At 48.2% G+C, this 20,683-nt stretch carries 18 protein-coding genes; 13 read left to right on the top strand and 5 right to left on the bottom strand.

What is annotated here, in order from left to right; genetic code table 11:
- The first annotated feature begins 6 nt into the window (after positions 1-6).
- Both FO446_RS03750 and FO446_RS03755 read left to right on the top strand, forming a co-directional pair.
- Positions 7-240 carry a hypothetical protein gene (locus tag FO446_RS03750; RefSeq protein WP_237899931.1) on the top strand — a complete coding sequence of 78 codons (234 nt, stop codon included), beginning with the start codon at positions 7-9 and terminating at the stop codon, positions 238-240.
- Positions 241-276: 36 nt separating this feature from the next.
- Positions 277-1,368 (top strand): GerAB/ArcD/ProY family transporter, encoded by a 1,092-nt coding sequence (locus FO446_RS03755; protein ID WP_221866812.1) that lies wholly within the window; start codon positions 277-279, stop codon positions 1,366-1,368.
- A gap of 45 nt (positions 1,369-1,413) precedes the next feature.
- On the opposite strand, the gene FO446_RS03760 is transcribed toward FO446_RS03755, so the two are convergent.
- The 3 genes from FO446_RS03760 to FO446_RS03770 form a co-directional block, all read right to left on the bottom strand.
- Positions 1,414-2,913, bottom strand: a complete 1,500-nt coding sequence (locus tag FO446_RS03760; RefSeq protein WP_173610632.1) for an IMP dehydrogenase — start codon at positions 2,911-2,913, stop codon at positions 1,414-1,416.
- Positions 2,914-3,192: 279 nt separating this feature from the next.
- Positions 3,193-4,602, bottom strand: coding sequence for a sensor histidine kinase (locus tag FO446_RS03765; protein WP_173610631.1), 1,410 nt, complete (start codon positions 4,600-4,602; stop codon positions 3,193-3,195).
- Positions 4,599-5,300 carry a response regulator transcription factor gene (locus tag FO446_RS03770; RefSeq protein WP_173610630.1) on the bottom strand — a complete coding sequence of 234 codons (702 nt, stop codon included), beginning with the start codon at positions 5,298-5,300 and terminating at the stop codon, positions 4,599-4,601. Before FO446_RS03770 ends, FO446_RS03765 begins: the two co-directional genes overlap by 4 nt.
- A 179-nt stretch (positions 5,301-5,479) precedes the next feature.
- Between FO446_RS03770 and FO446_RS03775 the strand changes: the two genes are divergently transcribed.
- The 3 genes from FO446_RS03775 (at position 5,480) to FO446_RS03785 (ending at position 7,659) form a co-directional block, all read left to right on the top strand.
- Positions 5,480-6,535 (top strand): DUF3048 domain-containing protein, encoded by a 1,056-nt coding sequence (locus FO446_RS03775; protein WP_237899933.1) that lies wholly within the window; start codon positions 5,480-5,482, stop codon positions 6,533-6,535.
- 120 nt (positions 6,536-6,655) lie between these two features.
- Positions 6,656-6,946 carry a YerC/YecD family TrpR-related protein gene (locus tag FO446_RS03780; RefSeq protein ID WP_007717484.1) on the top strand — a complete coding sequence of 97 codons (291 nt, stop codon included), beginning with the start codon at positions 6,656-6,658 and terminating at the stop codon, positions 6,944-6,946.
- A 17-nt stretch (positions 6,947-6,963) separates the two neighbouring features.
- A complete protein-coding gene (locus FO446_RS03785) occupies positions 6,964-7,659 on the top strand; it encodes a heptaprenylglyceryl phosphate synthase (RefSeq protein WP_221866814.1) in 696 nt (231 codons plus the stop codon).
- A gap of 62 nt (positions 7,660-7,721) precedes the next feature.
- Here the strand turns inward: FO446_RS03785 and FO446_RS03790 are convergent, their stop codons facing one another.
- Positions 7,722-9,431, bottom strand: coding sequence for a DUF4179 domain-containing protein (locus tag FO446_RS03790; protein ID WP_237899935.1), 1,710 nt, complete (start codon positions 9,429-9,431; stop codon positions 7,722-7,724).
- Positions 9,428-9,985 carry an RNA polymerase sigma factor gene (locus FO446_RS03795; protein ID WP_221866816.1) on the bottom strand — a complete coding sequence of 186 codons (558 nt, stop codon included), beginning with the start codon at positions 9,983-9,985 and terminating at the stop codon, positions 9,428-9,430. Before FO446_RS03795 ends, FO446_RS03790 begins: the two co-directional genes overlap by 4 nt.
- 501 nt (positions 9,986-10,486) lie before the next feature.
- On the opposite strand from FO446_RS03795, the gene FO446_RS03800 reads away from it, so the two are divergent.
- From FO446_RS03800 to FO446_RS03835, 8 genes are all read left to right on the top strand, one after another.
- Positions 10,487-11,641, top strand: a complete 1,155-nt coding sequence (locus FO446_RS03800) for a HesA/MoeB/ThiF family protein (RefSeq protein ID WP_237899936.1) — start codon at positions 10,487-10,489, stop codon at positions 11,639-11,641.
- A gap of 36 nt (positions 11,642-11,677) precedes the next feature.
- The gene (locus FO446_RS03805) at positions 11,678-12,916 is read left to right on the top strand and encodes a PqqD family protein (RefSeq protein WP_173610625.1); all 1,239 of its coding nucleotides are present in this window, start codon (positions 11,678-11,680) and stop codon (positions 12,914-12,916) included.
- 80 nt (positions 12,917-12,996) lie between these two features.
- Positions 12,997-13,482, top strand: a complete 486-nt coding sequence (locus FO446_RS03810; protein ID WP_237899937.1) for a tetratricopeptide repeat protein — start codon at positions 12,997-12,999, stop codon at positions 13,480-13,482.
- A 70-nt stretch (positions 13,483-13,552) separates the two neighbouring features.
- Entirely contained in the window at positions 13,553-15,157 is a 1,605-nt protein-coding gene (locus FO446_RS03815; protein ID WP_237899938.1) for a response regulator, read from the top strand.
- Positions 15,158-15,160: 3 nt separating this feature from the next.
- Entirely contained in the window at positions 15,161-16,924 is a 1,764-nt protein-coding gene (locus FO446_RS03820) for a cache domain-containing sensor histidine kinase (protein ID WP_237899939.1), read from the top strand.
- An 11-nt stretch (positions 16,925-16,935) separates the two neighbouring features.
- Complete coding sequence (locus FO446_RS03825) at positions 16,936-17,907, top strand: substrate-binding domain-containing protein (protein ID WP_237899940.1); 972 nt, start codon at positions 16,936-16,938, stop codon at positions 17,905-17,907.
- 125 nt (positions 17,908-18,032) lie between these two features.
- The gene (locus FO446_RS03830; RefSeq protein ID WP_221866821.1) at positions 18,033-19,079 is read left to right on the top strand and encodes a galactose ABC transporter substrate-binding protein; all 1,047 of its coding nucleotides are present in this window, start codon (positions 18,033-18,035) and stop codon (positions 19,077-19,079) included.
- A gap of 83 nt (positions 19,080-19,162) precedes the next feature.
- A complete protein-coding gene (locus FO446_RS03835) occupies positions 19,163-20,680 on the top strand; it encodes a sugar ABC transporter ATP-binding protein (RefSeq protein WP_237899941.1) in 1,518 nt (505 codons plus the stop codon).
- The last annotated feature ends 3 nt before the right edge of the window (positions 20,681-20,683 follow it).

Below are 20,683 nucleotides of genomic sequence, written 5' to 3' on the forward strand. Positions count from 1 at the left end.
CATAGCATGTGGACCGTTATATTGATTTTGCTGATCAGCCTGCTCATTGCCCTCTTTGAGGTGCCTTATTTGAGAAGGAACGCGATGAAAAAGGAAATGCTGGTTTTCTTCATTTTGCTTGTAATTGGAACGGGACTTGGGATAGCCGAATCGCTTAAGGCGAATATTCCGAACCCGTTGGACTGGATCACATTTGTCTATAAACCATTCAGCGACTTCATTTTGGGAACTGTCGAATGAAGCAGTAGCCAGCAGCGAGGCGGGGAGCGAGAGGAATTGATAGACAACGGTCATATTAGCGCAAGGCAATTCATGATACTCGTGGCGCTTTTCGGGATTGGTGATGCGATTTTGTACGTACCATCCCTTACTGCTACCGCTGCCAAACAAGATGCCTGGATCTCCGCCCTCATCGGGTGGGGGGAAGGCTTTCTTTTAACCTACTTGTATGTTTCGCTGAGTATGCGGTATCCGAACAAGTCGATCTATCAGTACAGCGAGGAAATATTGGGGAAGTGGATGGGGAAAGCGGTGGCTGTTTTGTTCATCACCTACTTCTTCATCGACGCTTCGCTCATGCTGATGGAGATTGGCGATTTTGTCACAACGCAGATTATGCAGGAGACCCCGATTGAAATTATTCTTGTCCTTTTTTTGGGGATCATCGTAATGGGAGTCCGCAGTGGGCCAGAAGCCTTTTCTAGGGTGGGTGAGCTGTTGTTTCCGTATTTTCTGTTGCTTTTTTTTGTCTTGATTGCATTTATCTCCCCCCAGATCAAAATTGAAAATGTGAAGCCTGTGCTTGCGCATGGAATCGCTCCTGTTATCGGGGGGAACTTCCGATACATGGGTTATTTGCTGGAAACGGTCATTCTGATTGTGATGTTTCCCTTGGTAAAACGGCCAGCGCGAGCGGCCAAAGCCTATATCTTAGGCATCCTTTTCGCAAATTTCTGCCTGACGATGATTACTTCTGTGGCAATCTTGGTTTTAGGCGCCGATATTACTGTGCTGCTCGCCTACCCAAGCTACACACTTGCGCAAAAAATCAGTATCGGTAATTTTTTGGAGCGAATAGAAGTGTTGATGGCCGTCATCTGGTTTATCACGCTCTTTGTCAAAATTACCGTTTGCTATTATGCGACAAGCTGTGGAATCGCGTATACAGTTGGGTTGCGAGATTACCGCCAATTGACACTGCCACTGGGGATGATCATGATTGTGGTAGCATTGGCGACGATGCCTAACCGCGCTTATTTTGATACTTTCGTTTCAGAAATTTGGATGCCGTATTCCTTGACGTACGGTTTGTTCTTGCCCGTTCTCTTGCTGAGTGTGGGGGCCCTAAGGAAAAAACCAGCCTGCTAGCACTGTGAGCTGCAGACTGGTTTTTGTGATTATGCGTCGATTATCTTACTCTGCAGCCATGCTGCTTTCTTTCAAGATTACGTCATGTGCGCCGCCTTCTACCAAGCTTGTAGCAGAGATGACGGTGATCCGAGCTTTTTGCTGAAGCTCTGAGATGGAGAGCGACCCGCAATTGCACATGGTCGATTTGATTTTGCTCAAGGTACGGTCCATGTTCTCGCGCAGGCTTCCCGCGTATGGCACGTAAGAGTCTACGCCTTCTTCAAAGACGAGACTGCTTTTGCCACCAGTGTCGTAGCGTTGCCAGTTGCGAGCGCGGTTGGAGCCTTCTCCCCAGTATTCTTTCACGAAGTTGTTGCCGATCTTCACTTTTTTGGTCGGGCTTTCGTCGAAGCGGGCGAAGTAACGGCCCAGCATGACAAAGTCTGCACCCATAGCCAAAGCCAGTGTCACGTGGTAGTCGTGTACGATTCCGCCATCGGAACAGAGTGGAACGTAAATGCCTGTTTCCTTGAAGTATTCGTCGCGAGCTGCTGCCACTTCAATCAGGGAAGAGGCTTGGCCACGTCCGATTCCCTTTTGTTCGCGGGTAATGCAGATGGAGCCGCCGCCAATCCCTACTTTAATGAAATCTGCGCCAGATTCCACGAGGTAGCGGAAGCCTTCCTTATCGACGACGTTCCCTGCACCGATCGGAACATTGAAGTTTTCTTTTACATATTGAACCGTCTCACGCTGCCATTCGCTGAAGCCGTCGGAGGAGTCGATGACCAGAATATCAACGCCTGCTTCCACCAACGCAGGGACGCGCTCTTTGTAGTCCTTTGTATTGATACCGGCACCTACGATATAGCTCTTGTTCGCGTCCAAGAGGGACAGTGGATTGTTTTTGCGGGAATCGTAGTCCTTGCGGAAAACAAGGAAGTCGAGATTTTGATTTTCGTCGACGATTGGCAAGCAGTTGAGCTTGTGCTCCCAGATCAGGTCGTTGGCTTCGGAAAGCGTGATGCCGGATTTGCCATAGATCAGCTTCGAGAATGGTGTCATGATGTCGCTGACGAGTTTGTCCTGAGAGTCACGGCTGATGCGATAGTCGCGACCCGTTACGATTCCGAGCAGCTTGCCTTTTGCCGTACCGTCTTCCGTAATGGCAACGGTGGAGTGGCCTGTCGCCTCTTTCAATTCCAAAATGTCTTTCAGCGTATGGCTTGGTGTCAGGTTGGAGCGGCTAACGACGAAACCAGCCTTGTAGCCCTTTGCTTTGCGAACCATGGTCGCTTGGCTCTCGATGGATTGGGAGCCAAAAATAAACGAAATACCGCCACATCTAGCCAATGCGACCGCCATATGATGGTCGGAAACTGCTTGCATGACTGCGGATGAGAACGGTATGTTTAGTGAGATGGCAGGCTTTTCACCTTTTTTATACTTAGTAATCGGAGTGGATAAGTCTACATTATTCGGTGTGCATTCTTTTGTGGTGAGATTTGGCAACAGCAAAAACTCATTAAACGTCCGAGATGGTTCTGTGTAATAAAAAGCCACGATTCTCTCCTCCTAGGTGAAGTTAGTCTCCATTTTTTGAACTGCCTCTTTATTAGAGAAATTTTTACCATGGTAACCGCGAAGTTCGACAACGTCAATAGGGAATCGTTAGCAGGAGTAATTTCTTTACTAAAATTGTGAACACAGGCTTTCATGTCTTTGACGAAGCCTATGTAGAAATCGGGAACGATGAGATGCTCAGATTTGTCACGGTATCTTCCTGCGCTTTTATCGAATGTCTCCTTTAGAATAGAAAAGAGAGGACAAAGCCCCCTCTTATCAATTCAATCTGCCTTTAAACTCAACAGGTACGATCATCGTAAAGCAAGGCCCATCTGGATCGTTGCGGGCATCAATCGTCCCTTTATGTGCTTCCAATACCGCACGGGCAATCGCGAGTCCAAGCCCATGCTTGCCCGACTTTCCTTTGCGGAAACGCTGGAACAAATTCGGCAGCAGCGCCTCCTCAATGGGGGGGCCATCATTGGAAATCGTGACGACGACGCTTTTTCCTGCATGTCTCCCTGTGATGGTTAGTCGACTTTTGGCGTAGCGCAGTTGATTTTCCATGATATTGACTAACGCAGTGCTCAATTGCTCGCCGTCTCCCTCCACGATCAAGTCGTCTGCCAGATTTAACTCCCACTCGATTTGTGGATTGAGCACAGAGAGCCGTTGCTTCAACAGGTGCATCATCTCTGACAGGTCGACCCGGTCGACTTGCATCATTTGAGAGACAGACTCGATCTTCGTGATATACAAGAGCTGACCGACAACCTTTTCGAGGCGCTTGCTCTCCTCCATGATGATGGAAAGCCCTTTTTCAGCCTGCGGGCCTTGAAAGACGCCTTCGATGAGTCCTTGCGTGTATCCTTGAATCGCCATGATCGGTGTTTTGAGCTCATGGGAAATATTTTGGACAAAATGCTGCTGCGACTCGTCGTATTCCTTCAGTTGGTTTTTCATCATATCGAATGAGCGGGCGAGCTGTCCGATCTCGTCCCCGCGATCCATCGCAAGCGGGATATCAAACTGCCGACGAGCAATCTTTTTGCACAGCTCCTCCAGTGTGCGGAGCGGTCTGCTCAAATACCCGCTAAACCACACGGCCAAAAGCCAGCTTACGAGCAGCAGCAGACCAAACACCAGCAAAAACTGACGAGTCAAAATCGAATTTATCTGGTTGAGCTCCTGCTCCTTGGAGAAGAGCACCATGTAGTAGGGGAAGCCGTGGTAATCCATTTTTTTGCTGACAAACAAATAGTTCTCGGCTCCACGGTCCAGCGAACCATGCTGGAGCTTGTTGCTTGGGTACGAGGCGGCTTGCTGGAACAACTCCCTAGCATCCTCATACGGAATGCGGCCATTGCTTCGGCTGCCCAGCTCTCGTCCGTTCTCAGCATAGACGATCATATCAAAGGAGTACTCATAGCGCTGGAGCAAGAGCTGTAAAAAGTAAGGGGCCGCAGCCGGAACAGGCAGCAGCTCATTATGTTCATTGAAGGAGATATGCTGCGATAAGGTGTAAAACTCTTCTTCCAGGAGCGAGTAAGTGTTGGACACCAGATACTGTTTGACAGCCATCGGATACCCGATGCCAAGGCCAACCCCGAGGACGCTTGTCAGGATCATGAACAAAATAAGGATTTGCCTGGAAATCGGCAGGTTTTTTAGCCGGAATTTGCTCATATACGCGTCATTCGGTAGCCGAAGCCATAGACCGTCTCCAATGGAAACTTGGGCATTTTCTTGCGGATGCGCTTCACCAAGTCATCGACAGCCCTGTCTGAGCCGATGTAGTCTTCCCCCCAGATGGAGGTTAGAATCTGCTCACGATTCAAGGCCAGACCTTGATTGTGCAATAGGTAGATGATGAGCTCGAATTCTTTGGTGGTTAAATCAATGAGCTCGTCGCCTTCTTTTACTTGTCTGCCTTTTTCTGAGATGATATAAGGATCGACGGTTACCCAATCTTGGAAAGTTTGGGTAGAGGAAGCAGCGGCACCAGGCTTCTCATAGGTACGCTGGAGCAGCTTTTTCGCGCGGATGACCAGTTCGCGAGGGAGAAATGGCTTCGCCAAGTAGTCGTCGCTGCCTAGTTCCAGTCCGATGATTTTATCGACATCCTGATCGCGAGCGGAGATGAAGATGATGGGTACATTCGACTTTTCGCGGATAAGACGCAAGAGCTCATAGCCGTCGATGTCGGGCATCATGATGTCCAATATCCACAAATGTGGCTGTGTTTCTTGATCAAGTAACGGCAAGACGTCCTTGCCGCTAGAAAACGCTTTCACCTGCAATCCGGCACTTTGCAAATACGACTGCAAGAGCTCCAACAGGTTCGTTTCATCGTCCACCAGATAGACGAGGTAGGGGGTATTCATAGCTTTCGGCCTCGCTTTGCATCTGTTTTATATCAGTATTGTAGCATAGCCCGAAAAGAGATGTGTGGCATGGACGTATGAGAATCGTGGAAAACGTGTGGAAGCAGGATTCCCCTGTATCCTTCTGGAAAAAGAAACAGGGAAAAAAAGACAACGAGAGATGGAAAGGAGCGATTCATATGAAACGAACAGTCAAATCGTCTCTCATGGTACTAGCCTTCATGCTCTTAACGACGGCTTGCGGTCAAAAGCCAGTGGACACCCAGCCTAGTCCACAGATACCTGATCCGATTGTGCAAACGCCACCGGAAACGAATCAGCCCATCGAATATGCGTATAAGGCACCGATGACAGGACTTGGCAGTCACGAAAACCTGGGGAGCAAACGCCCGATCATGGTGATGATCAACAACGCTCCACCCGCACGTCCACAAACAGGCATCAACAAAGCAGACATGATTTATGAGGTATTGTCAGAAGGGGAAATGACCCGCTTTCTTGCGATATTCCAAAGCCAAAAACCGGAAATAATCGGACCTGTCCGTAGTATCCGCCCTTATTTTATCCAGATCGGGACTGGTTTTGATGCGGTCCTCGTTCACGCGGGAGGCAGTCCGGATGCGCTGGAAACCTTGGCGCGAAAAGACCTCAGTCATCTGGATGAAATCCCGAACGGTCAATACTTTTGGCGAGAAAAATTCCGGAAAGCGCCACATAACCTGTACACCAAGCCAGAGCTCCTGGAAAAAGCGATGCAGGATAAAGGGATGCGTCAAACGGCAGAGGTACCTCACTTCACGTTCTTGCCGGAGAATGCCGAGATCAAGGAAGGCGAGCCTGCTACACAGGTGGATCTGACCTTCCACTCATTGAATAAAGCTGCTTTTACATATGATGCCGAGCAAAAGAAATACATGCGCTTCACGGCAGGCAAGCCGCATTTGGACTTGAGCGACAAGAAACAGTTGTCCACGACCAATCTGTTGGTCATCTCAGCCAACCACCGCGTGCTGGATAAAGAAGGGCGTCTTTCAGTCGATGTAATCGGTCCGGGGGACGGTTATTTGTTCCAGCAAGGAAAAGCGCGCAAGATCAAATGGAAGCGAAGCAATGGAGTCATCCGTGCCTATGAGGATGCGGCTTTGACGCAAGAAGTACCGCTTTTGCCCGGGAATACTTGGGTGTCCATATTGTCGAACTCACCGGGTCTGTCGAAGTCCCTCAAGTTCCAGTAAGGATTAGGGGTTGCGGATGAAGGCGGTTTCTTCTAAGATAATTGTTGAAGCTTTAGTGCTTAAAAATTGTACAGTGAGAAACCGCTCGAAAAGACGGACTATATAACAGAGGTGACAGACATGCAATTGGAAAAATTAAAAGGAAAAGGGCTCGAGCAATTGTTTGAAGCTGTTCTTTCCCTGGAAACAATGGAAGAGTGCTATCAATTTTTTGACGATCTGTGCACAGTGAACGAAATGCAGTCGCTCGCACAGCGCCTGGAAGTGGCGAGAATGCTCCGTAAAGGCTTTACTTACAATCAAATTGAAGCAGAGACCGGCGCAAGTACGGCGACTATTTCCCGCGTCAAACGCTGTTTGAACTATGGAAATGACGGATACCAGATGGCGCTTGAGCGGATCGGAAAATAGCTAGGAGGCAGGCAACGTTGATTGACTATCGTGGCTGGCGCCATACATTTAAACTAGACCCGGATAAAACAATCGATGACGAGGCCTTGGAGGCAATATGCGAGTCCGGAACAGATGCGATCATTGTGGGCGGCACGTACGGTGTGACCTATGACAATACGCTCGAATTGATGTCACGATTGCGTCGTTACGCAGTACCGGCTGTCCTGGAGATTTCCTCGCTGGATGCAGTTGTGCCGGGATTTGATTCGTACTTGATCCCGCTCGTATTGAACGCTGGCGATCCAGACTGGATTTTTGCTCCACATGTATCGGGGCTTCAAGCGTTTGGCGCTTATATTCATTGGGATGAGATCATTACAGAAGGATATATCATTGCTAATCCAGACGCGGGCGTAGCACAGCTGACGAAAGCACGTCCGATTGTGGATGCCTCGCAGGCCAAAGCGTACGCGCAGGTAGCGACGAACATTTGTCGTTTGCCGATTGTCTACATGGAGTACAGCGGTACATACGGCGATCCGGCAATCGTAAAGGCAGCCAAGGCAGGCGCGGGCGAAGCCCACCTCTTTTATGGCGGCGGGATTCGTAACCCGGAGCAAGCGGCTGAAATGGCTGCGATTGCTAATACGGTTGTTGTAGGGAATGTCGTTTATGATGATCTCGCTGCTGCGCTTTCTACTGTGAAGGCTGTAAAAGGAACCCAAAACTAAAAAAGACCACCACTCCCATGAGCTGTTACAGTTTCATTGGGAGTGGTGGTCTTATTTTTGCGTTAGTTCTTCAGTGGAAGTGCTACGCTCCAATCCATATCTTTTGCTCCGTTCACTTGTTCCTCAATCGTAAGCGTCAGCTCTTTTGGGATGACGTCCATCTCATCTACGAGTGTACCTTTCATGATAAAATTCCCTTTTTTGTCTTTTGTTGTAGAGCCTATGAAATTAAAATCGTATTCTTTGCCCTTGTCATCAGCACCCTCCCAGGAGTCTAAAAAGATCACACCCGGTGCCAAAGTTGCCTCTAGCTGTATGGTACTACGCAGCTTTTTGTGTTTTTCAGAAGTGATTGGGTTTGTTTTCGTTATCTCTTCTGAAGCAAAGTTTGAGAAGGTTAGTGTGCTTCCTTCATGCTTTATCGTTACAGGAGTGGTTTTTAGTGTCTCAATGGACAGCTTTTGCTTAAAATTCGAAGGCAGCTGATCGTAATTATCACCGACTCTAAAGGTTAGATTTTTATCCGTTGGCAAGGAATGAAAGGTGATGAAGTAAATATTTTTGTCATCGGTTGCACGAACGAAATATTCCCTGCTTACATTTTTGAAAAATGGATTCGGCTCTTCCCCAAATTCACTCACTAGGTCCAGAGTGCTCCAAGATGCGAGTACAGCCCCCTTATCGTCCACCACTTCATAAGTTAAGGATGGGGAACTACCGCTTCCTTCCATATTCTCGATAACGAATTCAGTTTGGCCAGGTGTCACCATCACTTGCTTCAGATTAATCACATCGCCATTGGGAGCGGTAAAATGCTCGTTAATCGTAACAATTCTCGTTTCCTTTTTAGCTTTGGAAATATCAACAGGGATGGTCACGCTCCAATTTCCGTCAACTTTGTCCAGCTTCTTGATGCGAAGCTCGATGTTTAGTTTGTCAGGAATCTTGCTGACATCTGTAAAGTATCGGCTAATCGGTCGGCTGACCATCAAGTACTCATCTTTTTCCCCGATGCTTTCCTTCTTGTTATATTTAAGATGGTACTTATCAATTGTCTCAAGAACGTTTCCCTCTTCGTCTGTGATTTTTATTTCATAGGTTTCGTTCAGTTTATCTTCATCCCCCACTGGCAAATTCCGGAACAACTTTTCAAGCTGCTTGCCATTCTTATCCTTGAAGCCGAAAATAATTCGGACATCCCTCGTATCTGCCATAACTTCTTTTACTTCCAGCGTCATTCCGTTGTCGACGGCTTTCAAATCAAGCTTCTTGTTATATCCTCTTTCAAGTCCACGCTGGATGAGGGCGTCCTCGGACGCTTCTGCTGAAAACAAGCTACTCTCTGTCTGCTGCGGATCTGATTTTATGGTAGAGGCATACAAGTTATTTACATAAGTCGCAAAGGATGGTGAAGTCAGTGTTCCAAAATAGACGACTGCTGCCATTCCTGCGACGGCGATGGTTGCTTTTTTCACGATATCCAGACTCCTTTTCTTCCAATCAATTTTCTTCTGTATGTTTTGTCTCTCTGAGCGTTTCAGAACGTGTATAGGGTAAGGGGGCAGATTCGCCATAATGGCATGGATGACAGCATGGGATGGCTCATCTGTTGCTAGCGATTCCTCTGGATCTTCCAGCTCGTTCAGCTCATACTTCAACTTCAATTGACAATGAGGGCACTCTTCCAAATGGGCTGCTATGACCTCGGTTTCCTCTGGTTCAAGAAGATCGTATAGATACAAAGCAATTTGTCCTTTATCTAAGCATTTCATAGATGAAAGTCCCCCCCTTGCCCTGCATGCCCGATAGCTTCCCTTAGCTTGTCCTTTCCACGAGACAGGCGCGTCCGCACAGTACTCGACGGAATCGACAGTCGATGACTGATTTCTTCACAACTCAATGATTCGAAGTAGCGCATTTCGAGGACGATCCGATACTTTTCTTCGACGGACATCATCCTTTGACGCAACAAGCGCTGCCCCTCCTTATTCAAAAAGGCAACCTCCGGCGTGTGGCTATCCACTGGCTCTATCTCTTCATTCGAGCTGAGTGTAAGCTTGCGTTTACGTTTACGCAGCTCGTCCAGACAGTGGTTGGCCGCAATCCGGTACAACCATGCAGAAAAATCGTAGTTTGTCCTATATTCTGGTAAATGGTAGTACGTCTTGATGAAAATTTCCTGCACGATATCTTGTGCATCTGGTGTATGGCCCAACATCTTGCGAAGAATGGAACTTACTTTTCCGTGGTATCTGGAAATGATCTCGGAGTAGGCGTCTTTATTGCCTTGCAAGACCCGCCCGATGATCACTCGATCTTCCTCCATTTGTGCTCCCCCTAAGCAAAAAAGGCTCGCTGCGCAGCTTTTCCTTTTTTGATCAAACAAAAGTGATCTTGGTTAAATTTTCTTATTACATCCTAGTACTACGAATCCCAAAATGAAAGTGTCCCAAAATAAGGGGTATTTTCCAAAAAAGAATAGAGAATTCTTTCCTGAAAGAAGGAATTTTAGGATTTTTAATAGAAAATGGAAGGAAAATACTATTGCTTACGAAATAAATAGTCGAATATTACCAAAATATATAATTTTTTGCTAATATTTGTAGATTTCTGTAAATTCATGAAATATAATGAAGTTGTCTTAATTTTCAATCATAGAGAGGAGGAACTATCCATGAAAATCCAAGCGAAAAAAGTTGAAAGCGTTCGCACTACTGCAGTAGCAGCTTAATTCTCTTAAGAAGAGGGGGAATAGCACACGAGCTATTCCCTTTTTTCATCTAAAATGAGCCGGGTTAGCGAACCCCACTATTATGAGGTGTTTTGTATGGAACGTCGTCCTTTATTTAAACCAGTGCATCCCGTTTATGAAGTAACAGAGCAGATGATCCGCTTGGGAGAGGCTCCTGGCTATACATTCGAATTGGAAGACGAGAATGGGTCCATCCGCAAGATGATCAAACTGATGGATGGCACTCGTACTATCGGTGAAATACATACATTATTGGTTGTGGATTACCCCGAAATTACGTATGAAGAAATAGTGGAAGCAGTGGAATCACTGAGTGGTTTGGGTTTCATAATGGATCAGGCGAAGGAAGAGGCTTCTGTTTTGACTTCGGAACAAAAGGAAAGATATAAAGCGAATATCCGTTATTTCTCCTTGTTTACCGATCTCAATCAAAGTCCAAGTGAGCTACAGGAACAGGTAAGTAGAAAAAAAGTGACGATCTTAGGGATGGGTGCCTTTGGCTCTACGCTACTGGTCAATCTGGTAGGCGCGGGAATCCAGCATATCAAGCTCGTGGATTTTGATAGAGTAGAGCTTAGCAATTTGAACAGGCAGATGGTCTTTAACGAAAATGATCTTGGTCGCTTGAAGGTAGAAGCGGCACGTGATTTCATCGGAAGGCTTCATTCTGAGGTAACGATTGAAACGGAGACGATGCAAATCACGTCCAGCGAAGACGTAGAGCGGGTTATTGCCTGTAGTGACCTCGTGATGCTCGCAGCCGATCAGCCCTTTTTCTTTTTGCAGAGATGGGTGAATCATGCCTGCACCAAGCTGCAAATCCCGTTTATTGCCGGGGGATTCAACCTCATCGAAGGTCAGTTCTTCATGGTAGAACCGGGCAAGACAGGCTGTATCGACTGCATGCATTTGCATCGTTCTGCGCAGATCGAGGACTATCCGCAGTTGATTCAAAGGCTGCTCGATACCAACTTTATTTTGCCTACCGCTACCATTGCACCCAACACCATGATGATTACAGGAATGATGGCTTCCGATGCAATCAGGTATTTGACAGGAATCGCTCCGGTACAATCAGCGGGCAAATTTATCATTTTCGACTTCAACACGTTGGAGAAGAGCGTGTTTTTTGAGTGGGAGCGAAATGAAGCCGATTGTCCGACTTGTGGAAGCGGCAGCGGAATGGAGCCGATTTTTCACATCAAGAGAAATGAAGTGCTCGCAAAGTAAGGAATCGTTCCTGTAAGAGAGGAAGGTGTCTGTCAATTGAATATCTCCGGAGATAGCATTCTCAAGATGCACCCGCTTGCGCGTCGGGCGGAAAACGAGGAAGAGATCCTCATTGGACGAACGGATATCAGCAATTTTATTGTGCTTCCGGCCATTGGTGTCGAGATTATCGATATGCTGGATGAAGGGAAGAGCATCAATGAAGTCGCGACGATCATGGAAGAACAGTTGGGCGAACCGGTGGATGTGCTTGACTTTGCGCAGGATTTAATCGCTTCCTATCAATTTGTCTACATGGCAGATGGAGAGGTTGTCAACGAGCCAGTACCGGTAGTGGATCATTTCTCCTGGATCAAGCAAGGGACGGGTCAGTTTTTCTTTAATCGTGTTGCCTTTGGATTATACGGTATCTTATTTTTCACGGGTCTTTTCATTTGTTTGTTTACGGGCAAGTATATCCCCGTCTATTCCGATATTTTTGTTTCTTCTTCCGTGACGGTTTCGGTAGTGGTTTCTTTCGTGGCCACATGGGTTTTTCTGTTTTTCCATGAGATGGCCCACTTGATGGCGGCCCGATCATTGGGGATCGGCAGTCGTATCGGTCTGGGGCATCGACTTGTTTTTGCTGTAGCAGAGACGAATATGTCCAATATTGTTCTCGTTGAGCCACAGCGCAGATACAGGGCGTTTTTGGCGGGGATGTCCTGGGATGCGATGTTTATGGGTATCGGTGTGATTTTGTTGTTTGCCAATGATCAAGGCTGGCTGACGCTTGTGCCCTTCATGGAAGCATTCATTCGCATGCTGAATGTCATTCTTCTCATGGCTTTGGCCTTTCAGTTTATGGTTTTCATGCAGACCGACTTGTACTACGTGTTGGCAACCAAGTTCCAATGCTCCAATTTGATGGTGAATACACGTATGTTTTTGAAAGGGAAATTCCGTTCCTTGACGCAGGATGAGCAGGAGGAATGGGAGTACGTAGCTGACCATGAGAAAAGGGTCATCCGTTGGTATAGCTGGGTCTACTTGATTGGATCGGTGTGGGGCATCTGGTTTTTTGTCCAGTATCAGCTGCGCATGGCGGTTGATTTCATTTGGATCATCGCCGACGACATGAAAAACGCTCCGCTTCACTCGTGGGAGTTTTGGGACGGCATCCTGTTGATCCTGTTGGTTCTGGTTCCGTTTCTCATTTTGGTCTGGTCATGGATGAGAGCGTACCGACAACGGAGAAGCGAAAGAGAGCGGACAAAATCCTTGCAGGGCGCATAACTAATTTGTGTCTTCACCTTGCCAAGCTGCCCTGTTACGCTAAGGGGGAAGAGAGATACCCAGGCAAAGGAAGTGCTCACATGAACCCGATGATCCAAACTATCATTCATCTGCGAAAGGAAGGGCATCTGGACGAAGCGATCCAGCTTGTCCTTCAGCTCGTTAGTCAATCCCCGACTGATCCTGTCGCTCATTATCAGTGTGCGTGGTGCCACGATGCAGCCGGATTGGAGAAGGAAGCCGTTCCCTTTTACGAAAAAGCGATTGAGCTCGGACTGTCTGTCGAAGACGACCTGCAAGGGGCATTACTGGGTCTGGGCAGTACGTATCGCACACTGGGACAATACGAGCAGGCAGCAGCTACGCTTGAAAAGGGGATGCAACAGTTCCCCTGCGACCGTTCCTTTCCGATTTTTCTTTCCATGGCGTATTACAATCTCGGGAAGCATCACGAAGCCATAAATCTCCTCCTGAAAAACCTCGCAGAAACCTCAAGCGATCCTACGATTTTGGCCTATCAAAAAGCGATTCTGTTCTATGCAGATGATCTGAATAAGACGTGGTAGAACCACACCATTCCCATTGGCAGGAAAACAATCGCCTCCCGTTGTACAAGTACAACAGCGGGAGGTGCCTATGTATAAGCTGATATTGGTAGATGACGAAGAAGATGTAAGGGAAGGGGTTAGCCAAGAAATTGACTGGCATAGCCACGGATACGAGGTGGTTGCCAAAGCAGAAAACGGCAGAGAGGCATTGGAACTGGTAGAGAGGCTGCGACCGGACGTCGTCGTAACCGACATCAAGATGCCCTTTATGAACGGACTTCAGCTGGCGGAGTCCATCGGGCGCGATTACCCTGCCATTCGCATCATTATCTTGACTGGGTTTGATGAGTTCGAGTACGCGCAAAAGGCCGTGAAGCTGCAAATTGATGAATATGTGCTCAAGCCGTTTTCAGCGAGCGAGCTGATGGAAGCGCTGGACAAGGTCAAGCGACGGATGGACGAAGAGGCGGCCCATCGGGAAAACGTTCAGTTGCTGCGCGATAGCTATCGAAAAAGCTTGCCGGTGTTGCGGGAAGTTTTTTTATCATCTTTGCTGAGTCGTCAACTCGTACAGCACGATGTTTTTTCAAAAGCATGCGAATACGGGATAGAGCTCAGGAGTCCCGAATACCTCGTGACGGTCATTTGTATAGACCAGCCCAAGCGGGAGGAGCAGCAGCTGTTTCTTCTCGCTGTGAAAAATATTGCGGAAGAGCAGCTGAACGCAGGCAAACAGGCGGGCATCGTTTTTCTCCATGAAGATCAGGTAGTGCTGCTCATGCGAACAAAAGCAGACGACACGCAGCGAATGGAAGTGCGAACACAAAATATCGCAGAAGAAATCAGGCGAACGATTGAAAAATATATGAGCATCACGGTAACAATCGGAATCGGCAACGTCGTGACTGATGCAGCGGCACTCCCTTACTCGTATGAGAACGCTATGCAGGCACTCGATTACAAAAGCATCCTCGGCTGCAACAGGATGATAGTGATCAATGACGTGGAAAAGCAAGCGAGTGAGCAGATACGCCTCGATGAGAGAAGGGAGCATGAATTGGTTCGGTGCATCAAAATGGGGACGAGTACGGAGCTTCGGACCGTGATTGATGAATTGTTTGCTCAAGTGGCGGGTGTACCCGTATCCATTGAGGACTACCGAATTTATTTGTTGGAGATTATGACGACCATTTTGAAGACTGCCCATCGTGCCGAAGTCGACATGGATCAACTGTTTGGAGGCCAACGTTATCTGTTGCAGGTTATGACGACCTTTACCGGTATGGAGGATGCCCGAGAACAGATCACAGATATTTGTGAGCGCCTCATGGCGAATATCGCAAGCGGACGGCAAACGACATACAGGCGATTGATCACGCAGGCATTGGATTACACCCACGCACATTACCATTCTCCCGACATATCCATCCATAAGGTGTGCGAGCATCTGCACATTAGCCTCGGTTATTTTAGCGGTATTTTCAAGAAAGAGACGAAAACCACCTTTGTGTCCTATCTCTTGTCGTTGCGCATGGAAAAGGCCAAGGAGCTTTTGCGGACGACCGATTTGAAGTCCTTTGAAATCGCGGAGAAAGTAGGATATACCGATCCCAATTATTTTAGTTTCAGTTTTCGCAAGTATACAGGTATGTCTGCTAAAGAGTACCGAAGTCAGAGCGAGCAGGAAGGTTAACCCATGAAAAGATTGCTCGCGGTGATCAAGGTCAAAGGCATTCAATTTATCATTACCACTTCCTTTACACTCGTGACGGTACTCGTCATGCTGTTTGTCGGGGTGATGCTGTACGGAAAATTTGCGCAGACGGCAGAACAAAACGCCTATTTGCACACGCAGCAAATCCTGGAGCAGGTGAAATACAATCTGGACAGCTATTTGAACGGGATGACGCAAATTTTCGAACTCGTCGATGACAAGATCAGAAGAAGCAAGGGGCTCACGGCATACAAGCTGAGCGAACAGCTTGAGACCATAGTAGAAACGAGAAAGGACATCGTCTCTATCGCGGTTTTTACACGAGACGGAACGCTATTGGCCACAACTCCTTCCAAGGTACTGAGGAAAAACACGCGTTTGACCGAACAAAGCTGGTTCCAGAAGGCGATCGAGGACCCGACGAACCTGAACTTTTCGCTCCCGCATATCCAGAACTTGTTTAAAGGGGAGTATACCTGGGTTGTCTCAATGAGTCGGGAAATTCTTCTCCACGGACCTGATGGAGAAATACCTGCCGTACTTTTGGTCGATGTGAATTTCAAGGAGATCGATGACCTGTGCCAGAGGGTGGGCTTGGGGAAAAAGGGGTATGCCTACATCATCGATTTGGTCGGGAACATCGTCTACCATCCGCAGCAGCAGTTGATTTACGCCGGATTGAAAAATGAAAACCGTTCCTTGCCGCTGAAGCATTCCTACGGCAGCTATGTAGAAGAGACACCGGACGAAACGCGCTTGATCACCATCAAGACGATCGATCAGCTAGGCTGGAAAATCATTGGGGTCTCCTACATGGACGAGATTGTCACGACCAAAAAAGAAATCAGCCGCTTCATTTTTTGGCTGCTCATCTTTGTGATTGTCATTGTGTTGCTCGTGCTGCACTATCTCTCTGCGAAAATATCACGACCGATCAAGCTGCTGGAGCAATCCATGGAAAAGGTGGAGCAGGGAGACTTTTCAGAGAGTGAACCGATCCGGGGAAGCCATGAGGTCGAACAGCTTTCCTTGCGTTTTCATCTGATGGTCGCGAAGGTCAGGGAATTGATGCACCAGATCATTCGGGAACAGGAAGCCAAACGAAAAAGCGAGCTGGAGGTGCTACAGGCACAGATCAATCCGCATTTTCTGTACAACACGTTGAACTCTGTGGTCAGAATGGTCGGCAACGGAAAAAACGAGGATGTCATCACCACGATCACTTCGTTGTCAAAGCTGTTTCGGATTAGCCTGAGCAGAGGCAAGAACATTATCACGGTGCGCGAAGAGCTTGAGCATGTGCGTCATTATCTCATTATTCAAAAAATGAGGTACAAGCAAAAGTTTGAGTACGAGATCGTGGTCGAGGATGAGGATGAGGTACTCAACTGTCTGACCCTGAAATTACTGCTCCAGCCGATTGTGGAAAACGCTATCTACCACGGGATTGAGCATTTGGCTGATCCGGGCCGGATTCGCATATTTGCAGCTCTCATCGACGGTAAGGTGTTACTTCAGGTAAGCGACGATGGTTTGGGTATGTCCCCTGATGTCCTTGCCCAAGTAAAAGCTGGCTTTTACAAAAGCGAAGAAGGCTCGGGGGTTGGAATTCAAAACGTGCAAGAGCGCATACGCTTGACCTTCGGTGAACAGTACGGTTTGGAAATCGAGAGCGAACAGGAAGAGGGGACCGTTGTGTCTGTATGGATTCCGCGTCAGGTTGCAGAGGGGCGAGATCGTTTATGAGGACAGCAGTGGTGAAACGATTGAGCGTATACGGACTGGTCGTTTTGGCAGCGGTGACGCTTTTTTACTCGTGTAGTGCCCCGCTAACGAATGGGGAAGTAGACAAGAAAAAGACAGTGGCGTTGATCGTCCGTATGAAGCATGGCGATTATTGGCGAACGGTCAAGCTCGGGGCGGAGATGGCTGCCAAGGAATATGAGCGCAACCTGAATTTCTACGCGCCGGACTACGAGGAGGATGCCCAGAGGCAATTGGAGCTGGTGCAGCAGGCAATCGCAGATGGCTCCGAGACAATCGTGGTGGCACCTAGCGACGAGCAAGTTTTGCGTAAAGCCATCAAGCTGACAAGGGAGCGGGCCATCCCGATCCTTGTGCTCGACACAGTTGGAAAAGATTCAGCAGTGAAAAGCTACATTGGGACGGATAATTACGACATGGGCATGAAGGCATTCGAAAAAATGGTGTTCTTGATTGAAAAGAAAGGACAAATCGCATTGCTCGGCACAGATAGATCAAAGGCAAATGCCAAGCAAAGAGAACAGGGCGTCCTCGACTTGCTCCCACGGGAAATAGAGATTGAATTGGTTGCCAACGAAACTGTTCCCTCGGATAAAAAGCAGATTGGTGAGTGGACGCGCGAACTGTTCCGCAAACATCCGCAGTTGAAAGGAGTGATTGCACTCGATTCCAGTACAGCGATCGGTGTGGCCGAGGAAATGGAAAGCAGTGGACTAGGGGACAAAGTCAAAATAGTCGCTATCGACAGTCCGCCGGAAGTGCTGGAGTATTTGCAGGAAGGAATCATTTCCGCGACAATCATCCAGAAGCCGCTATCGATGGGATATCTCGGGGTCAAGTACGCGGTCGAAGCGAGCAACGGAGAAGCAGTACCCAGTCTGGTCGACACCGGAACAAAAGTAATCGATCGGGAGAATATGTTCTGGTCGGAGAATCAAAAGCTCCTCTTCCCCTTCGTTAAATAGACCACCGAAAAACAGATGAGAATTTTGATAAAAATGCGCAGGATTTTCGATGGAACACATTCAGGAAAACGCTTACATTTGGTATATATCAGATGTAAACATAGGGGATAAAGGGGGATTATCGAATGAGAAAGCTGATTGCCACTACAATGGTAGCCGTTGTTACACTTTCAGTGGTTGGATGCTCACAATCGGGCGGTTCGCAGCCGGCAGCGTCGGGGGGAGGGACGGCTCCTGCGGGGAATCCCAAAGTCGGAGTCGCGATCTATAAGTTCGATGATACGTTCATGACAGGAGTGCGCAATGCGATTTCGAAAGCCGCAGAGGGCAAAGCGGAAGTAGACATTGTAGACAGCCAAAATGCCCAGCCTACGCAAAATGACAAAGTGGATTTGTTCATTAACAAAAAGGTAAATGCCCTCGCCATCAATCCGGTGGATCGCACAGCTGCTGGCGTCCTTATCGACAAAGCGAAGCAAGCCAATATTCCTGTCGTCTTCTTCAACCGTGAGCCGATGCCAGAGGATATGCAGAAGTGGGATAAGGTCTACTACGTGGGAGCGAAAGCGGAGGAATCCGGCACGATCTCTGGGCAGCTGATCGTCGATTACTGGAAGGCCAATCCTGAAGCAGATAAAAACAAGGATGGTGTCCTCCAATACGTCATGTTAAAAGGCGAGCCGGGGCATCAGGATGCTGAGCTGCGGACGAAGTTTTCGGTGAAGGCAATTGAAGATGCAGGGATTAAAGTAGAGAAGGTCGCGGAAGATACGGCCATGTGGGATCGTGTAAAAGGACAGGAAAAGATGGCAGCCTTCCTCGCAGCTTCCGGTGACAAGATCGAAGCTGTTCTTGCCAACAACGACGATATGGCACTGGGGGCAATCGAAGCGCTGAAGGCATCCGGCTATTTTGCGAATGGCAAGTACATGCCCGTTGTTGGCGTGGATGCCACAGCGCCCGCTCTAAAGGAGCTCGAGGCGGGTACCTTGCTCGGAACGGTCCTCAACGATGCGAATAACCAAGGAAGAGCCACTCTTAGCATCGCAGCGTCTTTGGCGAAGGGTGAAACGCCTACGAAAGACTCCACAGGCTTCGACATTACGGACGGCAAGTACGTGTGGGTGCCCTACAAAAAAATCACCAAGGAGAACATGAACGAGGCGAAATAAAAAGCAGGAGAGTCGGTGAAGAGACGAATCCGACTCTCCTGTTTCGGTGATGGGGATGATTTTGCAAGAAGGAGGGCATTCACATGGGCCAGCAGGGGTTTTTGTTGGAAATGAACCACATTCATAAAGAATTTCCAGGGGTCAAGGCACTCGATGATGTCACGCTAAAAGTCCGTCCCGGAACAGTCCATGCACTGATGGGAGAGAATGGAGCGGGCAAATCGACCCTGATGAAGTGTCTCTTCGGAATTTATCGGCCAGATGCGGGAGAAATCGTCTTAAACCAGGAGCAGGTGACGATGAGCAGCTCAAAGGACGCGCTGGCACATGGCATCTCCATGATTCATCAAGAGCTGCATCCGGTGCCCTTTCGCAATGTCATGGAAAACATATGGCTGGGACGTTTTCCGGTCAAAAGAATCGGTCCTTTTCCGTTCGTGGATGAGAAAAAAATGCTTTCAGATACGGAGAAGCTGTTTGCTGATTTGGGAATGGACCTAAATCCGCACGCTGTTGTCCGTGACTTGTCTGTATCCAAGGTACAGTCGCTTGAAATTGCCAAAGCTGTCTCCTACCAATCCAAAGTGATTATTATGGACGAGCCGACGTCTTCACTGACAGGAAACGAGGTGGAGCAGCTATTTGCGATCATCCGCGAACTGAAGAGCAGAGGCGTCGCCATCATCTATATTTCACACAAGATGGAAGAAATTTTACGGATCGCGGATGACGTGACGATTATGCGTGATGGCAAGCTCATTGGAACATGGCGGGCAGTTGAGCTGACGACAGACCTGATCATCTCCAAGATGGTCGGACGGGACCTGACTCAGCGTTTCCCAAGTCGATCCAATACACCAGGGGAACCCATTTTGAAGGTAGAGGGACTGACCTCCCCATTTTCGCAGTCCTTTCAGCATGTGTCGTTTGAATTGCGCAAAGGCGAAATTTTGGGCATAGGCGGACTCGTGGGTGCACAACGAACAGAGCTGATTGAGGCATTGTTTGGACTGCGGGCAGTGTCAGCAGGAAAAGTGTCGATCAACGATCAGGAGGTACGGATCAAATCACCGATGGATGCGAAAAAGTACAAAATGGCGCTCTTGACGGAGGAGCGGAGAGTCACCGGCATCATTCCTGTCTTATCGATTCTGGAAAATACGGTCATTGCGAATTTGGCCAGTTATCAAACACCTTTTCTGCTCCTCAATGAGCGCAAGCGAAGAGCAGATGTCAGCCGAAGCATCGAGATGCTCCGCGTCAAGACTCCTTCGATGAAAGCACTGATCAAAAACCTGTCAGGAGGCAATCAGCAAAAGGTTCTCTTGGCGCGGTGGCTTTTGACTGATCCGGATATTTTATTGCTGGACGAACCTACGCGTGGGGTCGATGTCGGCGCCAAATACGAAATCTACACCATCATCGCGGAGCTGGCGAGCCAGGGAAAAGGCATCATCATGATTTCCTCGGAAATGCCGGAGTTGCTTGGCATGTCAGATCGGATCATGGTTATGTGCGAGGGTAAGCTCTCCGGTTTTTTGTCAGGTACAGCGGCAACGGAAGAAGAAATCATGCGGCTGGCTACCAAGCATCTTGCATGAGAA

The sequence above is a fragment of the Brevibacillus brevis genome (genome assembly GCF_022026395.1).
In the GTDB taxonomy this organism is placed as follows: domain Bacteria; phylum Bacillota; class Bacilli; order Brevibacillales; family Brevibacillaceae; genus Brevibacillus.